This is a genomic window from Clostridium sp. AM27-28 (assembly GCF_003480955.1).
Classification (GTDB): Bacteria; Bacillota; Clostridia; order Lachnospirales; family Lachnospiraceae; genus Otoolea; species Otoolea fessa.
Map to the genome: position 1 here is coordinate 269,765 of NZ_QUJT01000002.1, position 20,656 is coordinate 290,420.

Here is a 20,656-nt window from a genome sequence, read left to right on the forward strand (position 1 = left end):
TTGCCTGCTGGCCCATGTTTTCGTACAGTCAGCGCAGTAAATGCGCAGACCTACTGAACAGTTACAATAATTTACATTTTATTTAGAGGAGGAACGATTATGATGAAACGATGGATGGCAATGGGAATGGCACTCTGCCTTACCGCAGCTTCCTTGGCAGGCTGCTCCGGTACAAAAGATGCGGCTGAGAGCACGCAGGCAGAGGCAGAAACCAGCGCAGAGGAGGCGGCAGCCGAGGAGGAGACAGCGAAAGAATCTGATCTGGATAAGCTGACCTTTACGTATGTAACTTCTCCGCTCAATGTGCCGACGATCATCGAGAAAAATCAGGGTATTTTTGAAAAAACATTTGGCGATATGGGGATTGAGGTTGATTATGCGGAGCTGACCTCCGGGGCAGATCAGACACAGGCGCTGGCTTCCGGCGATGTGCAGGTTTTGTATGCGGTTGGCGGTACTTCGGTGATTCTGTCTGCAGCAAATGGAGCGGATATCAAGGTATTAAATATGTACAGCCGTTCTCCGAAGGCATTCTGTATGTATTCTAAGGATGAGTCCCTGACGACGCCGGAAAGCCTGAGAGGAAAGACAATCGCAGGACCGACCGGAACCAACCTGCATGAGCTTCTCGTTTCCTATCTGGCAACGGCTGGCATGACGATCGACGACGTCAACTATGTCAATATGTCGATCCCGGATGCAAAAGCAGGTCTGGACGGCGGCAGTGTAGACGTGGCTCTGGTTGCTGGCGCAACTGCTTACAATGCAGGGCAGCAGGGTTACCACCTGGTAGCCGACGGCGAAGGCCTGATTAAGGCGATCATTGCAGTGGCAGTGACACAGAAATTCTATGACGAGCACCCGGAGATCATCGAGAAGCTGGAAGAAGCACAGACCGAGATTGCTGATTTCATGGAAGAAAAACCGGATGAGACGATGCAGATCGTAGCCGATGAGCTGGATCTGGATGTCGATGCGGTGAAGAGTATGTACGATCTCTATGATTTCTCTACCGAGATCACAGATGATGACAAAGAAGGCTTCCAGAAGACCGCTGATTTCATGTATGAATCCGGCATGATCGACGAGGCATTTGATGTAAAACAGTTATTTATTGAAAAATAATCAGTGAACATTTGAGAGGATAAACGATTGAAAAGCAGCTCCCGGAGTGTGGATTCCGGGGGCTGCTTTTACGATTGCATATGCAATTATGAAAATACGGAATGTTTACGCTAATACCTTTTTAATCGCTTCTAACAGCTCATCATACGTCTCATAGGCCGGAATCTGCGGATATTCTGCCTTGATCTCCTCCGTCGTGCGGAAGAGGAAGCCCGCCTTGCTTGCCTCAATCATGGCGAGGTCGTTGTGGCTGTCGCCGCTGGCGATCGTCTCGAAGCCGCAGGACTGGAGTGCTTTGACGGTTGTATATTTGGATTTCTCACAGCGCATCTTAAAATCGGTAATCTCACCATTTTCGCTGACAACCAGAGAGTTGCAGAAGATGGTCGGATAGCCAAGTTTCTTCATCAGAGGTCCGGCAAACTGGGAGAAGGTATCGCTGATGATGATTACCTGAGTGATTTCTTTTAATTTGTCTAAAAACTCCCTTGCGCCCGGAAGCGGATCAATTTTAGAGATCGTTTCCTGAATTTCCTTGAGTCCCAGTCCGTGCTCGCGCAGGATGTTTAAACGGTAATTCATCAGTTTGTTATAATCCGGCTCATCGCGGGTGGTGCGTTTTAACTCCGGGATTCCGGTTTCTTCAGCAAATGCGATCCAGATTTCCGGCACTAATACACCTTCTAGATCTAAACATACAATATCCATGTCTCCTCCTGTCTGATACAACGCCTGTCAGCGCTGTGTTCGGTTGAAAAATTTGCTTTCTATTATAGACGAAATGCAGGGGAAATACCAGAGAAATTTGAGAAAAGATGAAAGAATAGAAAAAAGTGCGTTACTGGGCACGTATGCGTGAACAGTAACAAAAGTGCCAATTATTCGCGGTGAGAAAGATTCAGAAGTGAAGAGTTGGCATCATATAGCAGCAGAGTGGTTATCAATAGAATTAAAAAATACCAAAAAAGGGAGTCTCTTTTCGTGAGCGAGAGACTCCCTTTTTGGTACCTATAGTCGGGTTATAATTTGATTTTGATGAAATCATTAGCAATGCGCCGGTTTATTCATTTCAGATCTTTTATCGTTTTCTGTCTTCGAAGCAGTCGATTTCGAAAACAGTACTTTACCGGAATGAACCACAATAATGACACCCAGAACCATCAGCAGAACCGCGATGATAAGCTGCAGTCCTTCTACCATAAAGACAGCGGTTCCGGCATTGTAAGCCTTTACCAGTGCGATGCAGCGCTCAACGAGTGCGGTGAAGGTAACGCACAGCATAACAACCAGTGGAACCAGCAGCGTGCGGTTTTCACGGCCGGTGACGCGTAAGAAGACGCACAGGGTGATGAGAACCAGGGCGCTTAACAGCTGGTTGGCGCTGCCAAACAGCGGCCAGATGTTGGAATAGCCAATCTGGGTTAAAATGTAGCCGCATACCAAGGTGATAACCGTTGCAAAATATTTGTTGCAGAGAAGCTTTCTCCATCCTTCGGCGTGTTCCATGTCATCGACACTGAACAGCTCCTGGAAGGACATACGTCCGATACGTGCAACGGAATCCAGGCTTGTCAGGGCAAGTGCGGAGACGCACATCGTCATAAAGCACTGGGCAGCGTAAACTGGGATTCCGAACATCTCCAGGAATCCGGCAACACCGGAGGAGAAGATAGCAAACGGAGTACCGGTTGCAGGCGTGCCATCAGCGGAAGCGGCAGCACCGGCAACGCACAGAGCCAGGACAGCCAGTAAACTTTCCAAAAGCATAGCGCCGAAGCCAACTTTCGGCATATCCTTTTCATTGGTGATTGCCTTGGAGGAAGTACCCGAGGAAACCAGGCTGTGGAAACCGGATACGGCGCCGCAGGCAACGGTTACAAACAAAATCGGGAACAGGTCACCGGATTTCTCATTGTGGAAACCAGTGTAAGGCGCCAGGTTCATTGCCGGATGTGCGACAAGCAGTCCAACGACGGCACCGATAATCATACCGGCAAACATAAAGGTTGTCATCAGGTCACGCGGTTCCATCAAAAGCCACATAGGAAGAACGGCTGCGAGGAAAATGTAAGCGAATACCATGTAGGACCAGTTCGCCTTGGTGGTAATGAGTGGGCAGTTCATGCCGATGACGAAAGCAGCTACCGTGCAGACAAGTCCGAGCAAGGTCTGTTTCCAGCCATGGAACTGAGCCTTTTTCTGAATCAGTCCAAATACAACGGCAAAGGCAATGAACAGAAGGGAAATGCTTCCGGCTGCGCCGTTGACAGTTGCGGCGGCGGATAAGCTGGTCACGCCGTCTATCGTCTCATATGCATTGAATGTACCAGCAACCATGTCGGCAAAAGCGGCGGTTACAATTAAAGTAAAGAGCCAGCAGAACAGAAGGAACAGCTTTTTACCGGTTTTGCCGATGTACTGTTCAATCAGAAGTCCCATCGATTTGCCTTCATTTTTAACGCTGGCGTACAGGGCACCAAAATCGGTAACAGCGCCGAAAAAGATGCCGCCGAGGATGATCCAGAGAAAGACCGGAACCCATCCAAAGACAGCCGCCTGAATAGCACCGGTGACAGGACCGGCACCGGCGATGGATGAAAACTGGTGGGCAAATACAACCCAGCCATCGGTCGGAACATAGTCCTGACCATCTTCTTTTGTGACGGCCGGTGTTTTGGCGTTTGGATCAATGCCCCATTTATGGGCGAGCCATCTGCCGTAGAGCAGATAACCAGCCGCCAGACAACAGGCTGCGATAACTACGATAACTAATGTGTTCATAAAGATACCTCCATTCCCATAGGTCAAATGGTTTTTAGTGTCCCGGCAGTTTGCCGGAGTTTCGGGAGCGGGGAAACAAAAAAGCCTCCGTCCTCCTGAAACTTTTAAAAGTTCAAGAAGACGGAGGCATAAGCATCCGCGGTACCACTTCTTTTACCGGCTGTAAAGCCGATCTCTCAGCCATATCCATCATTCTGAATATGTTCCTCTTTAACGGTAGGAATCCGAACCGGACTACTGGTATCCTGCATGCGTTTGTCCGATCAGCTCACAGGGGATAATTTCCATCGGCGTTACTGTCTTTCATCGCCCGGCAGCTCTCTGAAAACGTGGAGAATTGGAAATCGTGTCCTGCTCAATGCTTTTTATAAGTACGAATTATAGACTTTTTTAAAGGAAAGTCAATCGAAAAAATAGCCGGAAGTTTGTGACAGAAATTTTACAAATCCGTCATTTTGACAAAAAAATCACAACTAAGAAATTTAACAACTGCTTATCTAGAAGTCTGAGTTACTGTTTACGCATACGTGCCCAGTAACAAGTCGGAAGCATTCCTGTGTTAAAACTTCGAAAAAACTGGACACCCCCTTATTTTGCTGTATAATAGGTAATTGTCGGTTCTTTTTAGGGCTGACAATTACTTTTTGTTTAAATTGGGAAGAAAAAGGGAGAGTTTGAGGTATGGAAAAAATACGTCCAATGTTGTTTACAACATTGAAGAAGTATTCCGGCGCACAGCTGATGTCAGATGTGGTAGCGGGTATCATCGTGGCGATCATCGCGCTGCCGCTTTCGATCGCGCTGGCGCTGGCTTCGGGTGTAGGTCCGGAACAGGGTATCTACACGGCGATTGCAGCCGGATTTGTGATCTCATTTTTAGGCGGCAGCCAGGTACAGATTGCAGGTCCAACGGCGGCATTTGCAACGATCGTGGCAGGTATCGTGGCGAAGAGCGGCGTGGAAGGACTGGCAGTTGCGACGATCATGGCAGGTATTATCCTGGTTATCATGGGATTCTGCCATTTTGGTTCACTGATTAAGTTTATTCCGTTTACAATCACGACCGGCTTTACCTCCGGTATCGCGGTGACGATCGTCATCGGTCAGTTGAAGGATTTCTTTGGCGTAACCTATCCGGCAGGCATGGAGACGATCGAGACGATGCAGAAGCTGAAAGCGTTCGCGGCTGGATTCGGAAGTGTCAACCTGCACGCGATCATCGTCGGCGTGGTGTGTCTGGCGATTCTGATCGTGATGCCGATGATCACGGAAAAAATTCCGGGATCGCTGGTAGCGGTTATTGCAGGTATTTTAATGGTAAAATTCCTGCCGCTGCATGTGAATACGATCGGCGACCTTTACACGGTCAGCAACAAGCTTCCGGCGTTCCGTCTGCCGGTGTTCAGCTACGATGTGATTCAGGGTTCCCTGTCGGATGCGTTTACGATTGCAGTTCTGGCGGCGATTGAGTCTCTGCTTTCCTGCGTGGTAGCGGACGGCATGATCGGCGGAAAACACCGTTCCAACACGGAGCTGGTGGCACAGGGCGCGGGTAATATTATTTCCGCCCTGTTTGGCGGTATTCCGGCGACGGGCGCGATCGCGCGTACCGCAGCCAATGTCAAAAATGGCGGCCGTACCCCGGTTGCAGGCATGGTTCATGCGGTTGTCCTGCTTCTGATTCTGGTAGTTCTGATGCCGTGTGCAAGCTGGATCCCGATGCCGACCATCGCGGCAATCTTGTTTATGGTTGCCTACAATATGTGTCAGTGGAGAACCTTCGTCCGTCTGACCAAGACGGCTCCGAAGAGTGATATTGCGGTTCTGGTGATGACCTTCTTCTTAACCGTTATCTTCGATCTGGTTGTAGCGATCGAGATCGGTATGCTGTTATCCTGCCTGCTGTTTATGAAGCGGATGAGCGATGAGACGGGCGTCAGAAGCTGGCTCTATGTCGAAGAAGTAGAGGAGCAGAAGCGCAAAGAGCAGGAAGTAAGAAAAGCGAAAAAAGCCGGAAAAGAGCTTTCAGTGGAAGAGGCACAGCTCTTAGCGGCAGCTGCAGAAGATGAAGAAGCAGCCATGAAAGAACAGGCACGTTTGCGGGAGATTCCGAGAGAACTGGCTGTTTATGAGATTACAGGACCGCTGTTCTTCGGTGCAGCAGACCGCATCAACCAGATTGAAACCCGCGAGGAGACGAAATGCCTGGTTCTTCGTATGCGTGCCGTTCCGGCAGTTGACAGTACAGCGATGAATTCGATGGTTGCCCTCTATGAGCGCTGCCAGAAGAACGGCGTTACATTGATTTTGTCCCATGTCAACGAGCAGCCGATGCACGTGATGGAGAAGGCAGGATTTGTGGATATGATCGGACGCGATCATTTCTGCCCGAATATCGAGGCAGCACTTGATCATGCGGACGAGGTGCTGGGGAAATAATTATGGACATCTATCGGAGAATGGAAGAAGTATTTAGGCGCATTCCGGACGGCTGCGTGACGACTTACGGTCAGGTCGCGCTCCTGTGCGGTGCGCCGCGCCATTCCCGCCAGGTGGGATATGCACTCCGCACCAACCGCCTGGGCGATGTCCCGGCATTCAGGGTGATTAATTCCAAGGGCTTTCTAAGCGGCGCAGCGGCGTTCGACTATCCGGGACAGCAGAAAAAACTGCTGGAACAGGATGGAATACGGGTGGACTCCACCGAGGACGGCGACCGCGTCGATTTGAAACAATATGGATGGAAACCTTCGATGGACGAGGCAGAAGAATTGTATGCGTTGTTTCGGAAGTTGGGGATCTGAGTGGGAATCAAGGAAAATGCATCTGAATGAGATGTTGGTAAGCTAAAGAAGTGAAATGAGATGGATAAGATGGCAGACGATAGGGGCTGCATCTTATCCATTTTTAATAGACATTTCTGACCGTTTATTATTAAATTGCCTCCGCGATTTGCCGTGCCACATAGACACCGCTGGCAGATGCATGGGAAAGGGAATGGGTAATACCGCTGCCGTCACCGATGACGTAGAGTCCATCATGACAGGTCATCAGGTTGTGATCCACTTCCACCTCCATGTTGTAGAATTTTACCTCCACTCCATAGAGAAGCGTGTCATCATTCGCCGTACCCGGTGCCACCTTATCCAGGGCATAAATCATCTCGATAATACCGTCCAGAATCCGTTTTGGGAGAACCAGGCTCAGATCACCGGCAGCCGCATTGAGGGTTGGAACCGTAAAAGATTCATTGATTCGCTGCTGCGTGCTTCTTTTTCCGCGGATCAGGTCTCCAAAACGCTGCACAATTACGCCACCGCCCAGCATGTTGCTGAGTTTTGCAATACTCTCTCCATATTCATTGGAATTCTTGAAGGGCTCTGAAAAATGTTTCGCTACCAGAAGGGCAAAGTTCGTGTTATGGGTCTGCTTTGCAGGATCCTCGTAGCTGTGACCATTTACCGTTACGATGCCGTTGGTATTCTCATTTACCACAGCTCCCTTGGGATTCATACAGAAGGTGCGCACGTAATCCTCGTATTTTTCCGTGCGATACACGATCTTGCTCTCATAGAGTTCATCCGTAAGATCCGAAAAGATCTCAGCCGGCAGCTCAACCCGGACCCCCAGATCCACGCGGTTGGAATTCGTATGGATATCCAGATCCTTGCATACCTTCTGCATCCACTTACTGCCGCTTCGTCCGGCGGAAATGATACATTTCGTACCCTCAAAGGTTGTATCATCGCTGTAAACCTTGTAACCCTTCTCCGTTTTCTCCACGGTTTCGATGGCACAGTCAAAATAGAAATCCACCTTATTCTTCAGATGATCATAGAGGTGCTCCAGAACAATATAATTAATATCCGTACCCAGATGGCGGACCGAAGCATCCAGAAGATGCAGGCCGTGCTGCATACAGGTTTTCTTAAATTTTGTTCCCGCAGTGGAATACAGCTTCGTGCCCTCCCCGCCAAAACGAAGGTTGATTCCATCCACATATTCCATCAGTTCAATGGCTGTCTTTTTTCCGATATACTCATAGAGAGTGCCGCCGAAATCATTGGTAATGTTGTATTTTCCATCAGAAAATGCACCGGCTCCGCCGAATCCACTCATGATGGAGCAGCATTTGCAGTGAATACAGGACTTGATCTTATCACCATCAATGGGACATTTACGGTGCTCCAGCGGATGTCCTACCTCAAAAACAGCGATCTTTAAATCCGGTTTACGTTCCATCAGCTCATAGGCAGAAAAGATACCGCCGGGACCGGCGCCGATAATTAACACATCATACATATTGAACTTCTCCTTATTTTCCTGAAATTTGATTCCCTCTTTCTGTATTATAGCATAAATTCGAAAAAATAGGCAGCGCGTCATGCGCTGCCCCGAAACAGTATCCCCCATGTCGTCATGGCATCTTCCGTTATCATATCATCACCTCAGAATAAAGCTTTTTTTATGGCTGTAACCATCAGCCTGATTCCCTTTGTAAAATTACCAGAGGTGTTTTCGAGCTTGATGACCTCTCCGGCGCTTCTTGGCAAAGGGCTGGCGTTGGGACTTGTATCTACCTTTTTTCCGTTTGTAAGCTACACACTGGGACTCCGCCAGATGGAGGCAGGAAAAGCCTCGGTTCTGGCGTTTGCTGAGCCGATGGTGGCAGCTGTGGCTGGGATTGTGGTATTTGGAGAAATGCTGCGGGTTGAAAATGTGCTGGGCATTCTTTTGATTTTTACAGCATTGGTGGTGTTGAACAGCCGGAAAATAAAACGGTAAAATCAGGGGCTAATCGATAATGGAACTGTGATGAAAACACGGCTCACAAATCTTAAACGGATATCCAACCGGCAGTATCCGTCCGCAGCGCTGGCAGCGGGCGATGTAGCTTTTTTTGCCCTTGGACAAATACCGCATGATCGTACCCTCAGTGCGGCTGCGTTCCTGTTCGAGCCAGTCCTCGTCGATGATCTTGTCAAAACGGTGGGAGAACTGGTAGTAGAGATCGAGCTTGCGGTAATACGTTTCGTATTTCTGCAGTCCCAGCTTGGAACCGGCGCCTTTGTCCGGGTGTTTCAGGCGTTTGTCCGCCGGGTAATCCTTGCAGTAGCGCAGCCATTGCAGGACAACCTGATGATCCTTGATATCGATGGGACAGCTGATCATGCGGTAGAGAATCCGTTTGTCATCGAATCCGTAGATATCGTCTCTGTGGCGTTCTGCCTGCGCATAAAGGCTTAAAATCTCATCGACGCTGACCTTTTCAAACGGAGGTGTCGGCTCAACGGATTTCCAGACTTTGATGATAACGTCCAGCGGCTCGTCCAGATCGAGGAGAATCTGCGGGAAACCGAGGCTGACTTTTTCGATCGGTTCCTCCTCCTGAGTAAGCTGTTCCCGGATATAATCGAGGGATTCCTGCCCCATCGCATTGACGTAGCCGGTGTCAAAGAGTCCGAAGCGTCCGGCGCGTCCGGCGATCTGCTTGATCTCCGGTACGGACAGACCGCGTCGGGTGGTACCGTCAAATTTCTGGGTCTGGACAAATACGATACGCCGGACAGGCAGGTTGAGTCCCATGCCGATCGCGTCGGTGGCGACGACCACCTTGGTTTTGCCGCTGGTAAAAAGCTGCATCTGGCGGCGGCGGATCTCCGGCGGCAGGCTTCCGTATATAACACTTGCCTTGATACCTTCTTCTTCCAGACGTCCCGCCACATCCAGCACGGATTTTTTTGAAAATACGACGAGTGCATCGCCGGGAAGAACACTTTCCGGGAAGGAAAATGGCGTGTCCTCACAGATGAGTGCAGTTTTGCGCTGATAACGGCAGATGGCAAGGCTGTCGCCGCATAGATGGATCAGGTGTGTGACAGCAGATTCAGCGGCGGGACTCATGCAGACATGGATTTCGTGGGCTTTCAGTCCCAGAATCGCCTTTGTCCAGCAATGCCCGCGGTCTGGATCGGCGGTCAGCTGCGCCTCATCAATCACGGCAATATCGTATTCCTCGGAGAAATCTGCCATCTCGATCGTCGAAGCTGTGATCCGGCTGTCATCGTCGGCGATACACTCCTGACCGGTCAGCATGGTGCTGGGGACGCCGCAGTCGTGCATTTTTTCATATACCTCAAGCGCCAGAAGGCGCAGCGGACCGAGGTAAGTGCCCGTTTTTGCTGTTTTTAAGCGTTCCAGCGCGTGAAATGTCTTGCCGCTGTTGGTCGGTCCGATGTGGAGAATGAAACGGCGGTTCATCGCCATAGTTTCCGGAAATTCCAGCTCTGGACGGGATGGGACGAGATCCATGATTTTATACTGGATGACGTAGCGCTTATAGATCTGGTAAAGCTCCAGAAGTGTCTGCGTGCAGAGCTGACCATCCAATTCTGTTTCCAGATAATTCAGAAAATCCACGGAAATATCATCGCGCTGGGCGGGCAGAAACATTGCCTCATCCAGGCGGATGAGTTGTGGCAGCAGGCTGGTTTCAATGAGCTTTGTGACAGCATCGTTGTGCGAACGGTACGCAAAATAAGCCAGATTTTTGATCTGGCGGTGCCATTCCTCCAGCGAGAGGCTGGTGACCTGTGTCGGTTTGGTGCGTTTCAGTGTTTTAAACAGCCGGTTGGTCCGCTCGTTCAGATCGCGGGGGCGGGAACTGGTCTTTCTTTTTTTCTTGCTTGCCGCCTGATACTGGCGGATATATGTCTGAAGAAGCTGGTTTGGCTCGATCATTTGAAAGTCTCCTCTTTATGTAAATATCCTGTCCGATAAATCTTCTGGTTTAAAGCTTCATTTGATATAGGAATGTTTCTATTATCGCAGAAGTTGTATGGATGTGCAAGAACGGGAAATCAGATTGCAGAAAAATATAAAAATATTTGATATAATAAGAACACTTAGTTAAAACAGAAAGGTCAACATCTATATGGCATCAAACTATAAAACGGGCGCCAGCCTGAATTTAACTCCCTTCGAAATGCAACTTCTAAGCCGCAGCCCCCTGTTTCGAGGCGCGGGCGAATCCGGAATCGGGGAGATGCTGTCCTGTCTGGGGGCGGAGGAACGCAGTTATGAAAAAGAAGAAATGATTTATCGTGCGGGGAATACGGTCACATCTTTGGGTGTGGTGATGCACGGAAGTGTGATGATTGTCAACGATGATCTGTGGGGCAACCGCAGCATTCTAGACCGGGTAGAACCGGGACAGATTTTTGCGGAGACATATGCGTGCGTGCCGGGGGAAAAGCTGCTGGTCGATGTGTTTGCAGCGGAGGTGACGGAAGTGCTGTTTTTAAATGTTGGAAAAATGCTGTCGCAGTGTCCCAATTCTTGCGGACATCACACGCAGCTTATCCGCAATCTGCTTGCAATCTCGGCGCAGAAAAACTTGCAGCTGTCCCGTCGGATCTTCAATACATCGTCGAAATCCATCCGGGGACGGCTTCTGTCGTATCTCTCCGATCAGGCGGTAAAAAATGAGAGCGAGAGATTTGATATCCCATTCAATCGCCAGCAGCTCGCCGACTATCTGGGTGTGGACCGGTCGGCGCTGTCGGCAGAGCTGGGGAAAATGCAGCGGGAAGGGCTTCTGGAATTTAGAAAAAATCACTTTCATTTATATGAAGAGGTTAGAAGCTTGTAGATTACAAACAAAAATACCCTGTCAGGAGCATTAAAATCCGACCGACAGGGTATTTTTAGTGAAAATCCCTATGGGTGTAACAAGACCGGCTGTCCATTCCCTATACTTTCCTGCACCGGCTGTTTCAGCATATCCAGAAATGCCTGTGCCGCCGGCGTCAGCGGGCGCATCGGGTTTTGCAAGACGAGGATCTGGCGCTTCGGGATAGGGATATTTAGGTGAAGCTGGAACACGCGGTAGTTGAGCAGGTAGTTCCGGGCAAATTCCGAGGGAACAAAGCCGATTCCCAGATTGTGGGAGACGGTCGGGGCGATCAGGTCGTTGGAAGAAACTTCGATGCTCGGGCGCAGATCCAGCCCCTGTTCCTCAAAGAGATTGTCCCAAAAAAGCCGCGTCGTTGTGCCGGACTCCATGCTGACAAGTGGGTGCATACAGAGCTCTTCAAGGGAGAGTGTGCGGTTCTGCAGCTCGGAAAAACGGTTTCCGGCAATGACGATGTCCTGGAACTCGGCAACCGGCATCACGTGAACCAGATCCAGATCCTTCATGATCTCGTGGATCGGAGAAATGATGACGGCAAAGTCATTTTCCCCGGCCTTTAAGGAAGAAGCGGTGATCGGCGCAGAGTTGGAATGAATCTGCACGGTCACATTCGGAAAACGCTGCTGGAATTGTTCAATATAAGGAAGCAGAAAGAAGCGCATTGTCAGCTCGCTCGCACCGATCGAAACCTTGCCGCTCTGACTGTTCGTGTATTCTTTTAAAAGCTCTTCCGCTCGTCCCATCTGCTGGCAGGGACGGTTGATCTGGCGGAACAGGATCCGCCCTTCATCGGTCAGGGTCACGCCTTTTTGGGAGCGGTTGAAAAGTTTGCACTGAAGCATATCTTCTAAATTATGAATGTATTTTGTTACGGTTGGCTGCGTGAGGCAGAGATTCAAAGCCGCCTGGGTAATATTCTGGCATCGAGCCACCTCATAGAAAACCTTGTAGTAGTCGAAACTGATGTCCATGTATGTAGTTGAAATCCTTTCTGTATGTCGGACTGTTTCTGCCTGATTGAAACAGTGTTTATCTGATTTTATATCTGTACGTGTATTTACCAAATATAGTCACACTTTATCGTATTTTTCCAGAAATGTCCAGCCACAATAACGATTACCAATAATTATCACCATTCATTTTATCTATGGATATAGGAAAAAAATATAATTTTACCATTTGTATTTCCGGGAGTAAGATCGGGAACAGACGGGAAGAATGTGGAGACACAGGAGAAAACGTTACTGGGCACATATGCGTGAACAGTAACTAGAACACGTGGCGGCATCGGGAAATGAAAGAAAAATAGCCGGGGCAGCCGCGGGAGAACAACCCGGAGAGAGGAAGTGACAGTATGGGAGATCTGGGTGCGACCCTGATCAAGGAATTGAACTGTGAGACAGCCTTTACAATTGGCGGGATCGGCATATCAGAATCCGTTGTGGTTACATGGATCATGATGGCAGTGGTGCTCGTGGTTTCACTGATTGTGACGCACGGTCTGAAAGTTGAACATCCCGGACGCGGACAGCTCCTTCTGGAGAACGCTGTTACGTGGCTGCAGGGCATCGGCGAGGGAATCCTCGGAGAGGAAGGAAAAGGCTATGCGCCGTATCTGACATCCGTGCTGATGTATCTGGGCGTGGCGAACCTGCTTGGTATACTGGGATTCAAGCCGCCAACCAAGGATTTGAACGTCACGGCAGCACTGGCGCTGATGAGTATTGTGCTGATTGAGACAGCAGGGATTCGGGTCAAAGGTTTAAAAGGATGGTTAAAGAGCTTTACAGAGCCGATCGCCATCGTGACACCGATCAATATCATGGAGGTATTTATCAAACCGTTGTCGCTGTGTATGCGACTGTTCGGAAACGTGCTGGGCGCGTTCGTCATCATGAAATTGATTGAATACATCCTTCCGGTAGGGCTTCCGGTATTGTTCAGCGCTTACTTTGATATCTTTGACGGTCTGATTCAGGCGTATGTATTTGTCTTCCTGACAGGGCTTTTTATCAAGGAATCAATCGAGTAATAGAAGAGAAATAGAAAATTACAAAAAGGAGACTTTATTATGGGTACAATCATTGCAATCGGAGCAGGTCTGGCAGTTCTTGCAGGCGCAGGAGCCGGAATTGGTATCGGAATCGCCACATCTAAGGCGACTGAGGCAGTCGCAAGACAGCCGGAGGCAGAGGGAAAAATCACAAAGATTCTATTGTTAGGTGCGGCACTTGCCGAGGCAACTGCTATTTATGGTTTCGTTATTGCCCTTTTGATTATTATTCTTTTAAGCTGATACGATAGAAAACGAAAGGTGGGGCAAGGCTATGTTACGGTTGGACATCAACCTGGTTTTTACGATCATCAACCTTTTAATCTGGTATGCAATTATCCGTATTTTCCTCTTTAAGCCGATCAACAAAGTGATCGATAAACGGAATACAGCCATTCAGGAAAAGTATGATGAGGCAAAAAAGATGCAGGAAGAAGCGCAGGCGGAGAAAGAGAAATACGCAGCCTGCCAGGATGAAATAGAAGCAGAGAAAAACAAGGTGCTGGATGCGGCGCGTGCGAGTGCACGTGAGGAAGGACGCCAGCTGATTGAAAACGCCCAGAAAGAGGCAGATAAAGTCATCCGTAAGGCGGGCGAGGATGCACGCCGGGAGAAGGACAAGATGCTCGAACAGGCGAAGCATGAAATTTTGTCGCTGGTTCTGGACGCGGCGGCTGGTTCGATGAACAAGAAGTCGGATGACAGCGCTCTTTATGATGAGTTTTTGAAGAAAGCGGGTACGACGGAGAATGAAGAAACTTGATGTCTATTTACAAGAAATAAAGAGGCAGAAGATTTCTGTCGATGATCTGCAGCATGCGGCTGAGATACTGGCTGCGACACCGCAGCTTCCGGCAGAGCTTGAAAATCCGGATTTGACCCGTGAGAAGCGGGAAGATCTGGTTCGTAGCCTGTTTCCGCTGGCAGTCCGGGGAATCATCGAGGTGCTGGCACAGGATCAGACAATGAAAATGATGCCGGATCTGATTAAGGAAGCGGAGACGTTTGAAAAGCCGGATAAATATCTGCGCTGTGTGCTGGAATATGTCAAAGAGCCGGATGAAAAACAGGCAGCCGGAATCCGGAAATTTCTCTCGGAGAAATATCCGGGACGGGAACTCCGGATTGTGAAGGAAGAAAAGCCGGAGCTTGGAAGTGGTTTTATCCTCCGGGTCGGAAGTGAGGAATATGACTGGAGCACGGAGGGAAGAAAACGGGCACTGGCAGATAAATTAAAGAATCTGGTAAAAGAGCCGGATTCGGGTGATTTCCTTACCCAGAAGGGAATCATCGGGATTCTGAAAGGAAATCTGGATGGAATCGACATTTCAGCCCGTGAGATCGGTACGGTCAGCCGGGTGGGCGACGGCATCGCCTATGTGGATGGAATCGACCACGCAATGTATGGCGAGATCGTGGCGTTTGACGGTGATGTGAGAGGCATGGTACAGGATATCCGGTCGAAGGAGATCGGCTGCATCCTCTTTGGACATGCGAACACCATCGGAGAAGGAAGCCGCGCGATGCGGACCGGCAAGATGGCAGGTATACCGGTTGGCGAGGGATTTTTAGGGCGTGTTGTAGATGCGCTGGGCAATCCGATCGATAATAAAGGTAAGATTGAGGCTGCCGGATACCGTCCGGTGGAGTCCCCGGCGCCGGGTATCATCGAACGTCAGTCGGTTGATACCCCGATGGAGACCGGTATCCTCTCAATTGATTCGATGTTCCCGATCGGACGCGGACAGCGTGAGCTGATCATTGGCGACCGCCAGACCGGTAAGACTTCAATCGCGGTGGATACGATGCTGAACCAAAAGGGAAAAGACGTGATCTGCATCTATGTGGCGATCGGTCAGAAGGCTTCAACGGTATCGAGACTGGTTCATACACTGGAAAAACACGGGGCGATGGAGTACAGCATCGTGCTGGCAGCGACGGCGAGTGATCCGGCGTCCTTACAGTATATCGCGCCGTATGCAGGAACGGCGCTGGCAGAATATTTCATGCATCAGGGAAAAGATGTTCTGATTGTCTATGACGATTTATCGAAACACGCGGTTGCGTACCGTGCACTGTCTCTTCTGATGGAACGTTCCCCGGGACGTGAGGCATATCCGGGCGATGTATTCTATCTGCATTCCCGTCTGCTGGAGCGCTCGGCGCGGCTTTCGGATGAGCTGGGCGGTGGTTCAATCACAGCGCTGCCGATTGTCGAGACACAGGCGGGCGATGTGTCGGCGTATATCCCGACCAACGTTATTTCCATCACAGATGGACAGATTTTCCTGGAAAGTTCGCTGTTCTTCGAGGGCATGCGCCCGGCGGTCAATGTAGGGCTTTCGGTATCGCGTGTCGGCGGCGCAGCACAGACCAAGGCGATGAAGAAGGCAGCCGGAAGCGTACGTATCGACCTGGCACAGTACCGCGAGATGGAAGTATTTACACAGTTTAGCTCCGATCTGGATCCGGCAACTAAGGCACAGCTTACCTACGGCAGCGGTCTGATGGAGCTGTTAAAACAGCCGCTTGAGCATCCGCTCTCGATGGAAGAACAGGTTGTGATTCTGTATGCGGCGACGAGCCATCTGCTGGTAGATATTCCGAAGGAAAAGCTGAAGACATTTCAGGGCGGTCTTTACGAATATATGAGAAGCTCCTACCCGCAGGTGGGCGATGCACTCCGCACGACGAAGACACTCAGCGAGGATATTCAGCGCGAGATTGCGAAGGCGGTGGGCGAGTACAAGGCAAAATTCCTGAAAGCACAGGGAAATGCGCCGGAGGCAGCAGCGGATGCAAAACCGGATAAGCAGTAAGGCGGTGATGGAAGATGGCAGGACTCAGAGAGATCCAGAACCGGATCCGGAGTATTCAGGATACACGCAAGATCACGAACGCGATGTACCTGATATCTTCGACGAAATTAAAGAAAGCCAGAAAAGAACTGGCAGAGACGGAGCCGTATTTCTATGCATTGCAAAATGTCATCCGGCGTATCCAGAGGCATCTGCCAAACATGGAAAGCCCCTATTTTGAAAAAGAAGGACACCAGTCGAAAAAAACGGGGCTGCTGGTTATTTCCGGTGATAAAGGGCTGGCGGGTGCTTATAACCATAATATCATGAAGATGGCGGATACATTTTTAAAGGATCCTTCCCGCGAGGTACATCTGTTTGTCATCGGTGAGACGGGGCGGCAGTTTTTTGCCTCCCAGCACATCCCGATTGAAGAAAATTTCCAGTATACGGCGCAGGATCCGACGTTTAACCGGGCAAGGTGGATTGCTGGAATGCTTCTGGAACGATATTTGTCGGGTGATTTGGATGAGATCCATGTCCTGTATACAAGAATGGAAAATGTGATGCAGAGTGTGGCGAAGGATAAAAGGGTGCTTCCGATTACCAAGCCGGATATGCACGGAATGACGATTCCGGTCGATGTGCGGCTGGAGGAGTTTTCCCTCCGGCCAACGCCGGAGGAAGCAATGAATGCGATCGTTCCGAACTATGTAGCCGGATTTATCTACGGCGCGCTGGTTGAGTCGTTCTGCAGCGAGCAGAATGCCCGTATGATGGCGATGGATGCGGCGACGGATAATGCGGATGCACTTTTAAAAGATTTGAATACGATGTACAACCGGGCGCGGCAGGCGGCGATCACACAGGAGATCACCGAAGTATGCGGCGGCGCGGCTGCACAGAGACGAGAACGAGAAGAGGAGATGAGAGTGTGATGGGAGAACAGGCGGCAGAGACAAAAAAGACCGAAACCAGCCTGCCGGAAGGCAAGATTGTCCAGGTTTCCGGTCCGGTTGTCGATGTGAAATTTGAGAGCGGTCCCCTTCCGGAGATCCGGGACGCGCTCACAGTAGAAAATCAGGGAAAAACGTGTGTGATGGAAGCTGCCAAGCACATGGGAAATAATATCGTCCGCTGCATCATGCTGTCGGCAAGCGAGGGCTTGAGCCGTGACATGAAGGTAACACCGACGGGAGAAGGCATTTCCGTTCCGGTTGGCGAAAAGACGCTTGGACGTTTGTTTAATGTTTTAGGTGAGACGGTAGATGGAGGAGAAAAGCTGGATGGTGAGGAGCACTGGTGTATTCACCGGGATCCGCCGCCATTTGAGGATCAGAGCCCAGTCGCGGAGATTCTGGAGACGGGCATCAAGGTTATTGATCTTCTGGCGCCGTATTCCAAGGGCGGAAAAGTCGGTCTGTTTGGCGGCGCGGGCGTCGGAAAAACAGTCCTGATTCAGGAGCTGATCCGGAATATTGCGATGGAGCAAGGCGGTTATTCTATCTTTACGGGTGTCGGTGAGCGTTCACGTGAGGGCAATGACCTCTGGAGTGAGATGAAGGCATCCGGTGTTCTGGAAAAGACAGCGCTCGTGTTTGGACAGATGAACGAGCCGCCGGGAGCTCGTATGAGAGTTGCAGAGACCGGGCTTACGATGGCAGAATATTTCCGTGACAAAATGCACCGGAATGTGTTACTATTTATCGATAATATTTTCCGTTATGTACAGGCAGGTTCGGAGGTTTCAGCGCTGCTTGGGCGTATGCCGTCGGCGGTTGGTTATCAGCCAACGTTAGCGAATGAGATGGGCGAGCTGCAGGAGCGGATTGCCTCGACGAAAGATGGTTCGGTCACTTCAATCCAGGCAGTTTATGTACCGGCGGATGATTTAACCGATCCGGCACCGGCGACTACCTTTACCCATCTGGATGCGACTACGGTTCTTTCCAGAAAGATTGTAGAACAGGGTATCTACCCGGCGGTCGATCCGCTGGAATCCTCGTCCCGTATTCTGGAACCGGATGTGGTCGGAGAAGAACACTATGAGACGGCCAGACGGGTGCAGGAGATTTTGCAGAAATACAAGGAATTGCAGGATATCATTGCAATTCTGGGTATGGACGAGTTGTCTGAGGAAGATAAGCTGACCGTCGGCCGCGCAAGAAAGATACAGCGTTTCTTATCCCAGCCGTTCCATGTGGCGGAGAACTTTACCGGTGTACCGGGCAAGTATGTGCCGTTAAAGGATACCGTCAAGGGCTTTAAGGCAATTCTGGATGGTGAGATGGATGCGTACCCGGAGGCAGCATTCTTCAATGTCGGAACGATCGAAGATGTAGTGGCAAAGGCGAAGAATTTAGAGAAACAGGAGGCGTAGGAACGGATGGCAGATTTTCATGTAAAAATCATATCCAGCAACCGGACATTCTATGAGGGAGTCTGCCACTGTCTGATCCTTCCGGCGGTGGACGGTGAGATGGCTGTCATGGCGCACCATGAGAGCGAGATCGTGGCAGTCAAAGCGGGAGAAATGCGTTTCCAGACGACAGAGGACGGTCCGTGGGAGGCAGCAGTCGTCGGACAGGGCTTTTGCGAGATCGCCAACAACCGTGTTATGCTGCTGGCAGATACGATCGAGAAACCGGAGGAGATCGACCGGCTCCGGGCGCAGGAGGCATTAGAGCGTGCGAAAGAGCGGCTGCGCCAGAAACAGAGCATTTCCGAGTATTACAGCACCCGCGCGGCGATGGCGAGAGCGCTGGTTCGTCTGAAAGAGACGGAAAAATTCGTAAACTAGGTAGTTCAGAGACAGATTTGAGTCTGTTTTATGCCTGTGAATGAAAAAATGTGATTCTGTGGCAGATGCGGTTTAGGAAGAAATGACAGATAATCAGTAAGAATGGAGAACAGGGCATGACATTACTTCAGTTAAAATACGTGGTGGAGGTGGCGGCAGCCGGAACCATCAGCGGGGCGGCAAAAAAACTTTATATTGCACAGCCGAGCCTCACGGCGGCCATCAAGGAACTGGAGCATGAGATTGGATTTTCCCTGTTTACCCGCACGAACAAGGGCGTGGTGATTTCCCCGGACGGGGAAGAATTTCTGGGGTATGCGAGACAGGTGATCGAGCAGGCAAACCTGATTGAGGAGCGCTATTTTGGCGCTGTGCCGCAGAAACGTCAGTTCTGTGTCTCCACCCAGCACTATTCCTTTGCCGTTGAGGCGTTTGTCGATCTGATCCGCGAGTACGGCGGAGAAGAGTACGATTTCCGTATCCGCGAGACGCAGACGTATGAGCTGATTGAGGATGTGGCGAAGCTTAGGAGCGAGGTTGGCGTGCTGTATCTGAACCGTTTTAACGAGACGGTGATCCGCAAGACGCTGCGGGAACACGACCTCAAATTTACGCGGCTTTTTATGGCAAAACCGCATGTATTTATCGGTGCGGCCAATCCGCTTGCAAGCCGCAGTTCTATCACCCTGTCGGATTTGGAACCTTATCCGCGTCTGTCCTATGAGCAGGGCGAGCACAATTCCTTTTATTTCTCCGAGGAGATCCTCAGCACGCTGGACAGCCGCAAGGACATCCTGGTGTCCGACCGCGCGACCCTGTTTAATCTTCTGATTGGGCTGAATGGGTATACGATCTGCAGCGGTGTCATCAATGAGGAACTGAACGGACCGAATATTGTAGCGATTCCACTTGATGTGGACGATTATATGGAGATCGGTTACATTACCCACAATCGCGTGACACCGGGACGGTTTGCGGGACTGTATATTGAGGCGTTGAAGCGGAGAGTGGGAGTGCCGGTTCCCAAAGTGTCTACCCGTGAACCAATAACCAGAATTCCTGTTTCCGACAGGTGATTTTTTGGTTTGACTTTTTTTAAAACAGGAAATATAATAATACCGAAACGAGTAGCAAACGAGTGTAAATCCAACTTTTGCTGCTCTTTTTTTATTATTTCATAAAGAATGTGCCAAGGTGCATTTTTTATGAAATTTCATAAAAATGCCATTAAAAAGTGTGTTGCAAAATAAATGCTTTTGAAATAAAGTCTTCCGGAACGGGAAAACATGAGTCAATCTGAGAGTTTTACAGAAAATATTCAAGGAATGTGCATAACCTATATTTGCTGTCACAGAAAGATGTGGGGAAAGAGGAAAATTTATTGTTGAAACCGTTTTATTTGCTGC

The 20,656-nt window shown here is 50.0% G+C and carries 18 protein-coding genes and 1 other annotated feature; of the genes, 13 read left to right on the plus strand and 5 right to left on the minus strand.

All coding sequences use genetic code 11. The features are described from left to right. Positions 1–99: 99 nt before the first annotated feature. Positions 100–1,125, plus strand: coding sequence for an NrtA/SsuA/CpmA family ABC transporter substrate-binding protein (locus DW720_RS04010; protein ID WP_347560698.1), 1,026 nt, complete (start codon positions 100–102; stop codon positions 1,123–1,125). A 105-nt stretch (positions 1,126–1,230) separates the two neighbouring features. Here the strand turns inward: DW720_RS04010 and thrH are convergent, their stop codons facing one another. Beyond that, on the minus strand, positions 1,231–1,833 hold the full coding sequence (thrH, locus tag DW720_RS04015; protein WP_022359071.1) for a bifunctional phosphoserine phosphatase/homoserine phosphotransferase ThrH: 603 nt from the start codon (positions 1,831–1,833) through the stop codon (positions 1,231–1,233). A 336-nt stretch (positions 1,834–2,169) separates the two neighbouring features. After that, complete coding sequence (locus DW720_RS04020) at positions 2,170–3,906, minus strand: carbon starvation CstA family protein (RefSeq protein WP_118742901.1); 1,737 nt, start codon at positions 3,904–3,906, stop codon at positions 2,170–2,172. Between the two features lie 113 nt (positions 3,907–4,019). After that, positions 4,020–4,274, minus strand: a binding site (T-box leader). 313 nt (positions 4,275–4,587) lie between these two features. Between DW720_RS04020 and DW720_RS04025 the strand changes: the two genes are divergently transcribed. Both DW720_RS04025 and DW720_RS04030 read left to right on the plus strand, forming a co-directional pair. Continuing rightward, entirely contained in the window at positions 4,588–6,345 is a 1,758-nt protein-coding gene (locus tag DW720_RS04025; RefSeq protein WP_117796187.1) for a SulP family inorganic anion transporter, read from the plus strand. Between the two features lie 2 nt (positions 6,346–6,347). Further along, positions 6,348–6,710 (plus strand): MGMT family protein, encoded by a 363-nt coding sequence (locus DW720_RS04030; RefSeq protein WP_022359068.1) that lies wholly within the window; start codon positions 6,348–6,350, stop codon positions 6,708–6,710. A 130-nt stretch (positions 6,711–6,840) separates the two neighbouring features. Here DW720_RS04030 and DW720_RS04035 read toward each other — a convergent pair whose 3' ends face one another. Beyond that, positions 6,841–8,208 (minus strand): NAD(P)/FAD-dependent oxidoreductase, encoded by a 1,368-nt coding sequence (locus DW720_RS04035; protein ID WP_022359067.1) that lies wholly within the window; start codon positions 8,206–8,208, stop codon positions 6,841–6,843. Between the two features lie 165 nt (positions 8,209–8,373). On the opposite strand from DW720_RS04035, the gene DW720_RS04040 reads away from it, so the two are divergent. Further along, complete coding sequence (locus tag DW720_RS04040; protein ID WP_182427962.1) at positions 8,374–8,691, plus strand: EamA family transporter; 318 nt, start codon at positions 8,374–8,376, stop codon at positions 8,689–8,691. A gap of 9 nt (positions 8,692–8,700) precedes the next feature. Here the strand turns inward: DW720_RS04040 and DW720_RS04045 are convergent, their stop codons facing one another. After that, the gene (locus DW720_RS04045) at positions 8,701–10,647 is read right to left on the minus strand and encodes a DEAD/DEAH box helicase (RefSeq protein ID WP_118742900.1); all 1,947 of its coding nucleotides are present in this window, start codon (positions 10,645–10,647) and stop codon (positions 8,701–8,703) included. Positions 10,648–10,891: 244 nt separating this feature from the next. Here DW720_RS04045 and DW720_RS04050 point away from each other — a divergent pair, with 244 nt between their 5' ends. Beyond that, positions 10,892–11,557, plus strand: a complete 666-nt coding sequence (locus DW720_RS04050) for a Crp/Fnr family transcriptional regulator (protein ID WP_181357208.1) — start codon at positions 10,892–10,894, stop codon at positions 11,555–11,557. Between the two features lie 68 nt (positions 11,558–11,625). On the opposite strand, the gene DW720_RS04055 is transcribed toward DW720_RS04050, so the two are convergent. After that, positions 11,626–12,570 carry a LysR family transcriptional regulator gene (locus tag DW720_RS04055; protein WP_118491623.1) on the minus strand — a complete coding sequence of 315 codons (945 nt, stop codon included), beginning with the start codon at positions 12,568–12,570 and terminating at the stop codon, positions 11,626–11,628. Positions 12,571–12,953: 383 nt separating this feature from the next. Here DW720_RS04055 and DW720_RS04060 point away from each other — a divergent pair, with 383 nt between their 5' ends. The 8 genes from DW720_RS04060 (at position 12,954) to DW720_RS04095 (ending at position 20,326) form a co-directional block, all read left to right on the plus strand. Then, positions 12,954–13,631 (plus strand): F0F1 ATP synthase subunit A, encoded by a 678-nt coding sequence (locus DW720_RS04060; RefSeq protein ID WP_107000520.1) that lies wholly within the window; start codon positions 12,954–12,956, stop codon positions 13,629–13,631. A gap of 39 nt (positions 13,632–13,670) precedes the next feature. Beyond that, complete coding sequence (gene atpE / locus DW720_RS04065) at positions 13,671–13,895, plus strand: ATP synthase F0 subunit C (protein ID WP_022359062.1); 225 nt, start codon at positions 13,671–13,673, stop codon at positions 13,893–13,895. A gap of 31 nt (positions 13,896–13,926) precedes the next feature. Beyond that, on the plus strand, positions 13,927–14,415 hold the full coding sequence (locus tag DW720_RS04070) for an ATP synthase F0 subunit B (RefSeq protein ID WP_117796183.1): 489 nt from the start codon (positions 13,927–13,929) through the stop codon (positions 14,413–14,415). Then, the gene (gene atpA, locus DW720_RS04075) at positions 14,402–16,471 is read left to right on the plus strand and encodes a F0F1 ATP synthase subunit alpha (protein WP_118742899.1); all 2,070 of its coding nucleotides are present in this window, start codon (positions 14,402–14,404) and stop codon (positions 16,469–16,471) included. The genes DW720_RS04070 and atpA overlap by 14 nt, the downstream gene beginning before the upstream one ends. A 14-nt stretch (positions 16,472–16,485) precedes the next feature. Beyond that, a complete protein-coding gene (gene atpG / locus DW720_RS04080; RefSeq protein WP_118742898.1) occupies positions 16,486–17,388 on the plus strand; it encodes an ATP synthase F1 subunit gamma in 903 nt (300 codons plus the stop codon). Positions 17,389–17,429: 41 nt separating this feature from the next. Further along, positions 17,430–18,830 carry a F0F1 ATP synthase subunit beta gene (atpD, locus tag DW720_RS04085; protein WP_118749298.1) on the plus strand — a complete coding sequence of 467 codons (1,401 nt, stop codon included), beginning with the start codon at positions 17,430–17,432 and terminating at the stop codon, positions 18,828–18,830. Positions 18,831–18,836: 6 nt separating this feature from the next. After that, the gene (gene atpC, locus DW720_RS04090; protein ID WP_118749280.1) at positions 18,837–19,250 is read left to right on the plus strand and encodes an ATP synthase F1 subunit epsilon; all 414 of its coding nucleotides are present in this window, start codon (positions 18,837–18,839) and stop codon (positions 19,248–19,250) included. Positions 19,251–19,366: 116 nt separating this feature from the next. Beyond that, positions 19,367–20,326: a LysR family transcriptional regulator gene (locus tag DW720_RS04095; RefSeq protein ID WP_107000515.1), complete on the plus strand. Its 960-nt coding sequence runs from the start codon at positions 19,367–19,369 to the stop codon at positions 20,324–20,326. Positions 20,327–20,656 lie beyond the last annotated feature (330 nt).

Excerpts from the sequence above, each read along its gene's own strand:
- DW720_RS04010 (WP_347560698.1), top strand. The coding sequence starts at position 100 with ATGATGAAACGATGGATGGCAATGGGAATGGCACTCTGCCTTACCGCA.
- atpC (WP_118749280.1), top strand. The coding sequence starts at position 18,837 with ATGGCAGATTTTCATGTAAAAATCATATCCAGCAACCGGACATTCTAT.
- DW720_RS04060 (WP_107000520.1), top strand. The coding sequence starts at position 12,954 with ATGGGAGATCTGGGTGCGACCCTGATCAAGGAATTGAACTGTGAGACA.
- DW720_RS04095 (WP_107000515.1), top strand. The coding sequence starts at position 19,367 with ATGACATTACTTCAGTTAAAATACGTGGTGGAGGTGGCGGCAGCCGGA.
- DW720_RS04030 (WP_022359068.1), top strand. The coding sequence starts at position 6,348 with ATGGACATCTATCGGAGAATGGAAGAAGTATTTAGGCGCATTCCGGAC.
- DW720_RS04050 (WP_181357208.1), top strand. The coding sequence starts at position 10,892 with ATGCAACTTCTAAGCCGCAGCCCCCTGTTTCGAGGCGCGGGCGAATCC.
- atpG (WP_118742898.1), top strand. The coding sequence starts at position 16,486 with ATGGCAGGACTCAGAGAGATCCAGAACCGGATCCGGAGTATTCAGGAT.
- thrH (WP_022359071.1), bottom strand. The coding sequence starts at position 1,833 with ATGGATATTGTATGTTTAGATCTAGAAGGTGTATTAGTGCCGGAAATC.
- DW720_RS04045 (WP_118742900.1), bottom strand. The coding sequence starts at position 10,647 with ATGATCGAGCCAAACCAGCTTCTTCAGACATATATCCGCCAGTATCAG.
- atpA (WP_118742899.1), top strand. The coding sequence starts at position 14,402 with ATGAAGAAACTTGATGTCTATTTACAAGAAATAAAGAGGCAGAAGATT.
- DW720_RS04025 (WP_117796187.1), top strand. The coding sequence starts at position 4,588 with ATGGAAAAAATACGTCCAATGTTGTTTACAACATTGAAGAAGTATTCC.
- DW720_RS04020 (WP_118742901.1), bottom strand. The coding sequence starts at position 3,906 with ATGAACACATTAGTTATCGTAGTTATCGCAGCCTGTTGTCTGGCGGCT.
- DW720_RS04055 (WP_118491623.1), bottom strand. The coding sequence starts at position 12,570 with ATGGACATCAGTTTCGACTACTACAAGGTTTTCTATGAGGTGGCTCGA.
- DW720_RS04035 (WP_022359067.1), bottom strand. The coding sequence starts at position 8,208 with ATGTATGATGTGTTAATTATCGGCGCCGGTCCCGGCGGTATCTTTTCT.
- DW720_RS04040 (WP_182427962.1), top strand. The coding sequence starts at position 8,374 with ATGGCTGTAACCATCAGCCTGATTCCCTTTGTAAAATTACCAGAGGTG.
- DW720_RS04070 (WP_117796183.1), top strand. The coding sequence starts at position 13,927 with ATGTTACGGTTGGACATCAACCTGGTTTTTACGATCATCAACCTTTTA.
- atpE (WP_022359062.1), top strand. The coding sequence starts at position 13,671 with ATGGGTACAATCATTGCAATCGGAGCAGGTCTGGCAGTTCTTGCAGGC.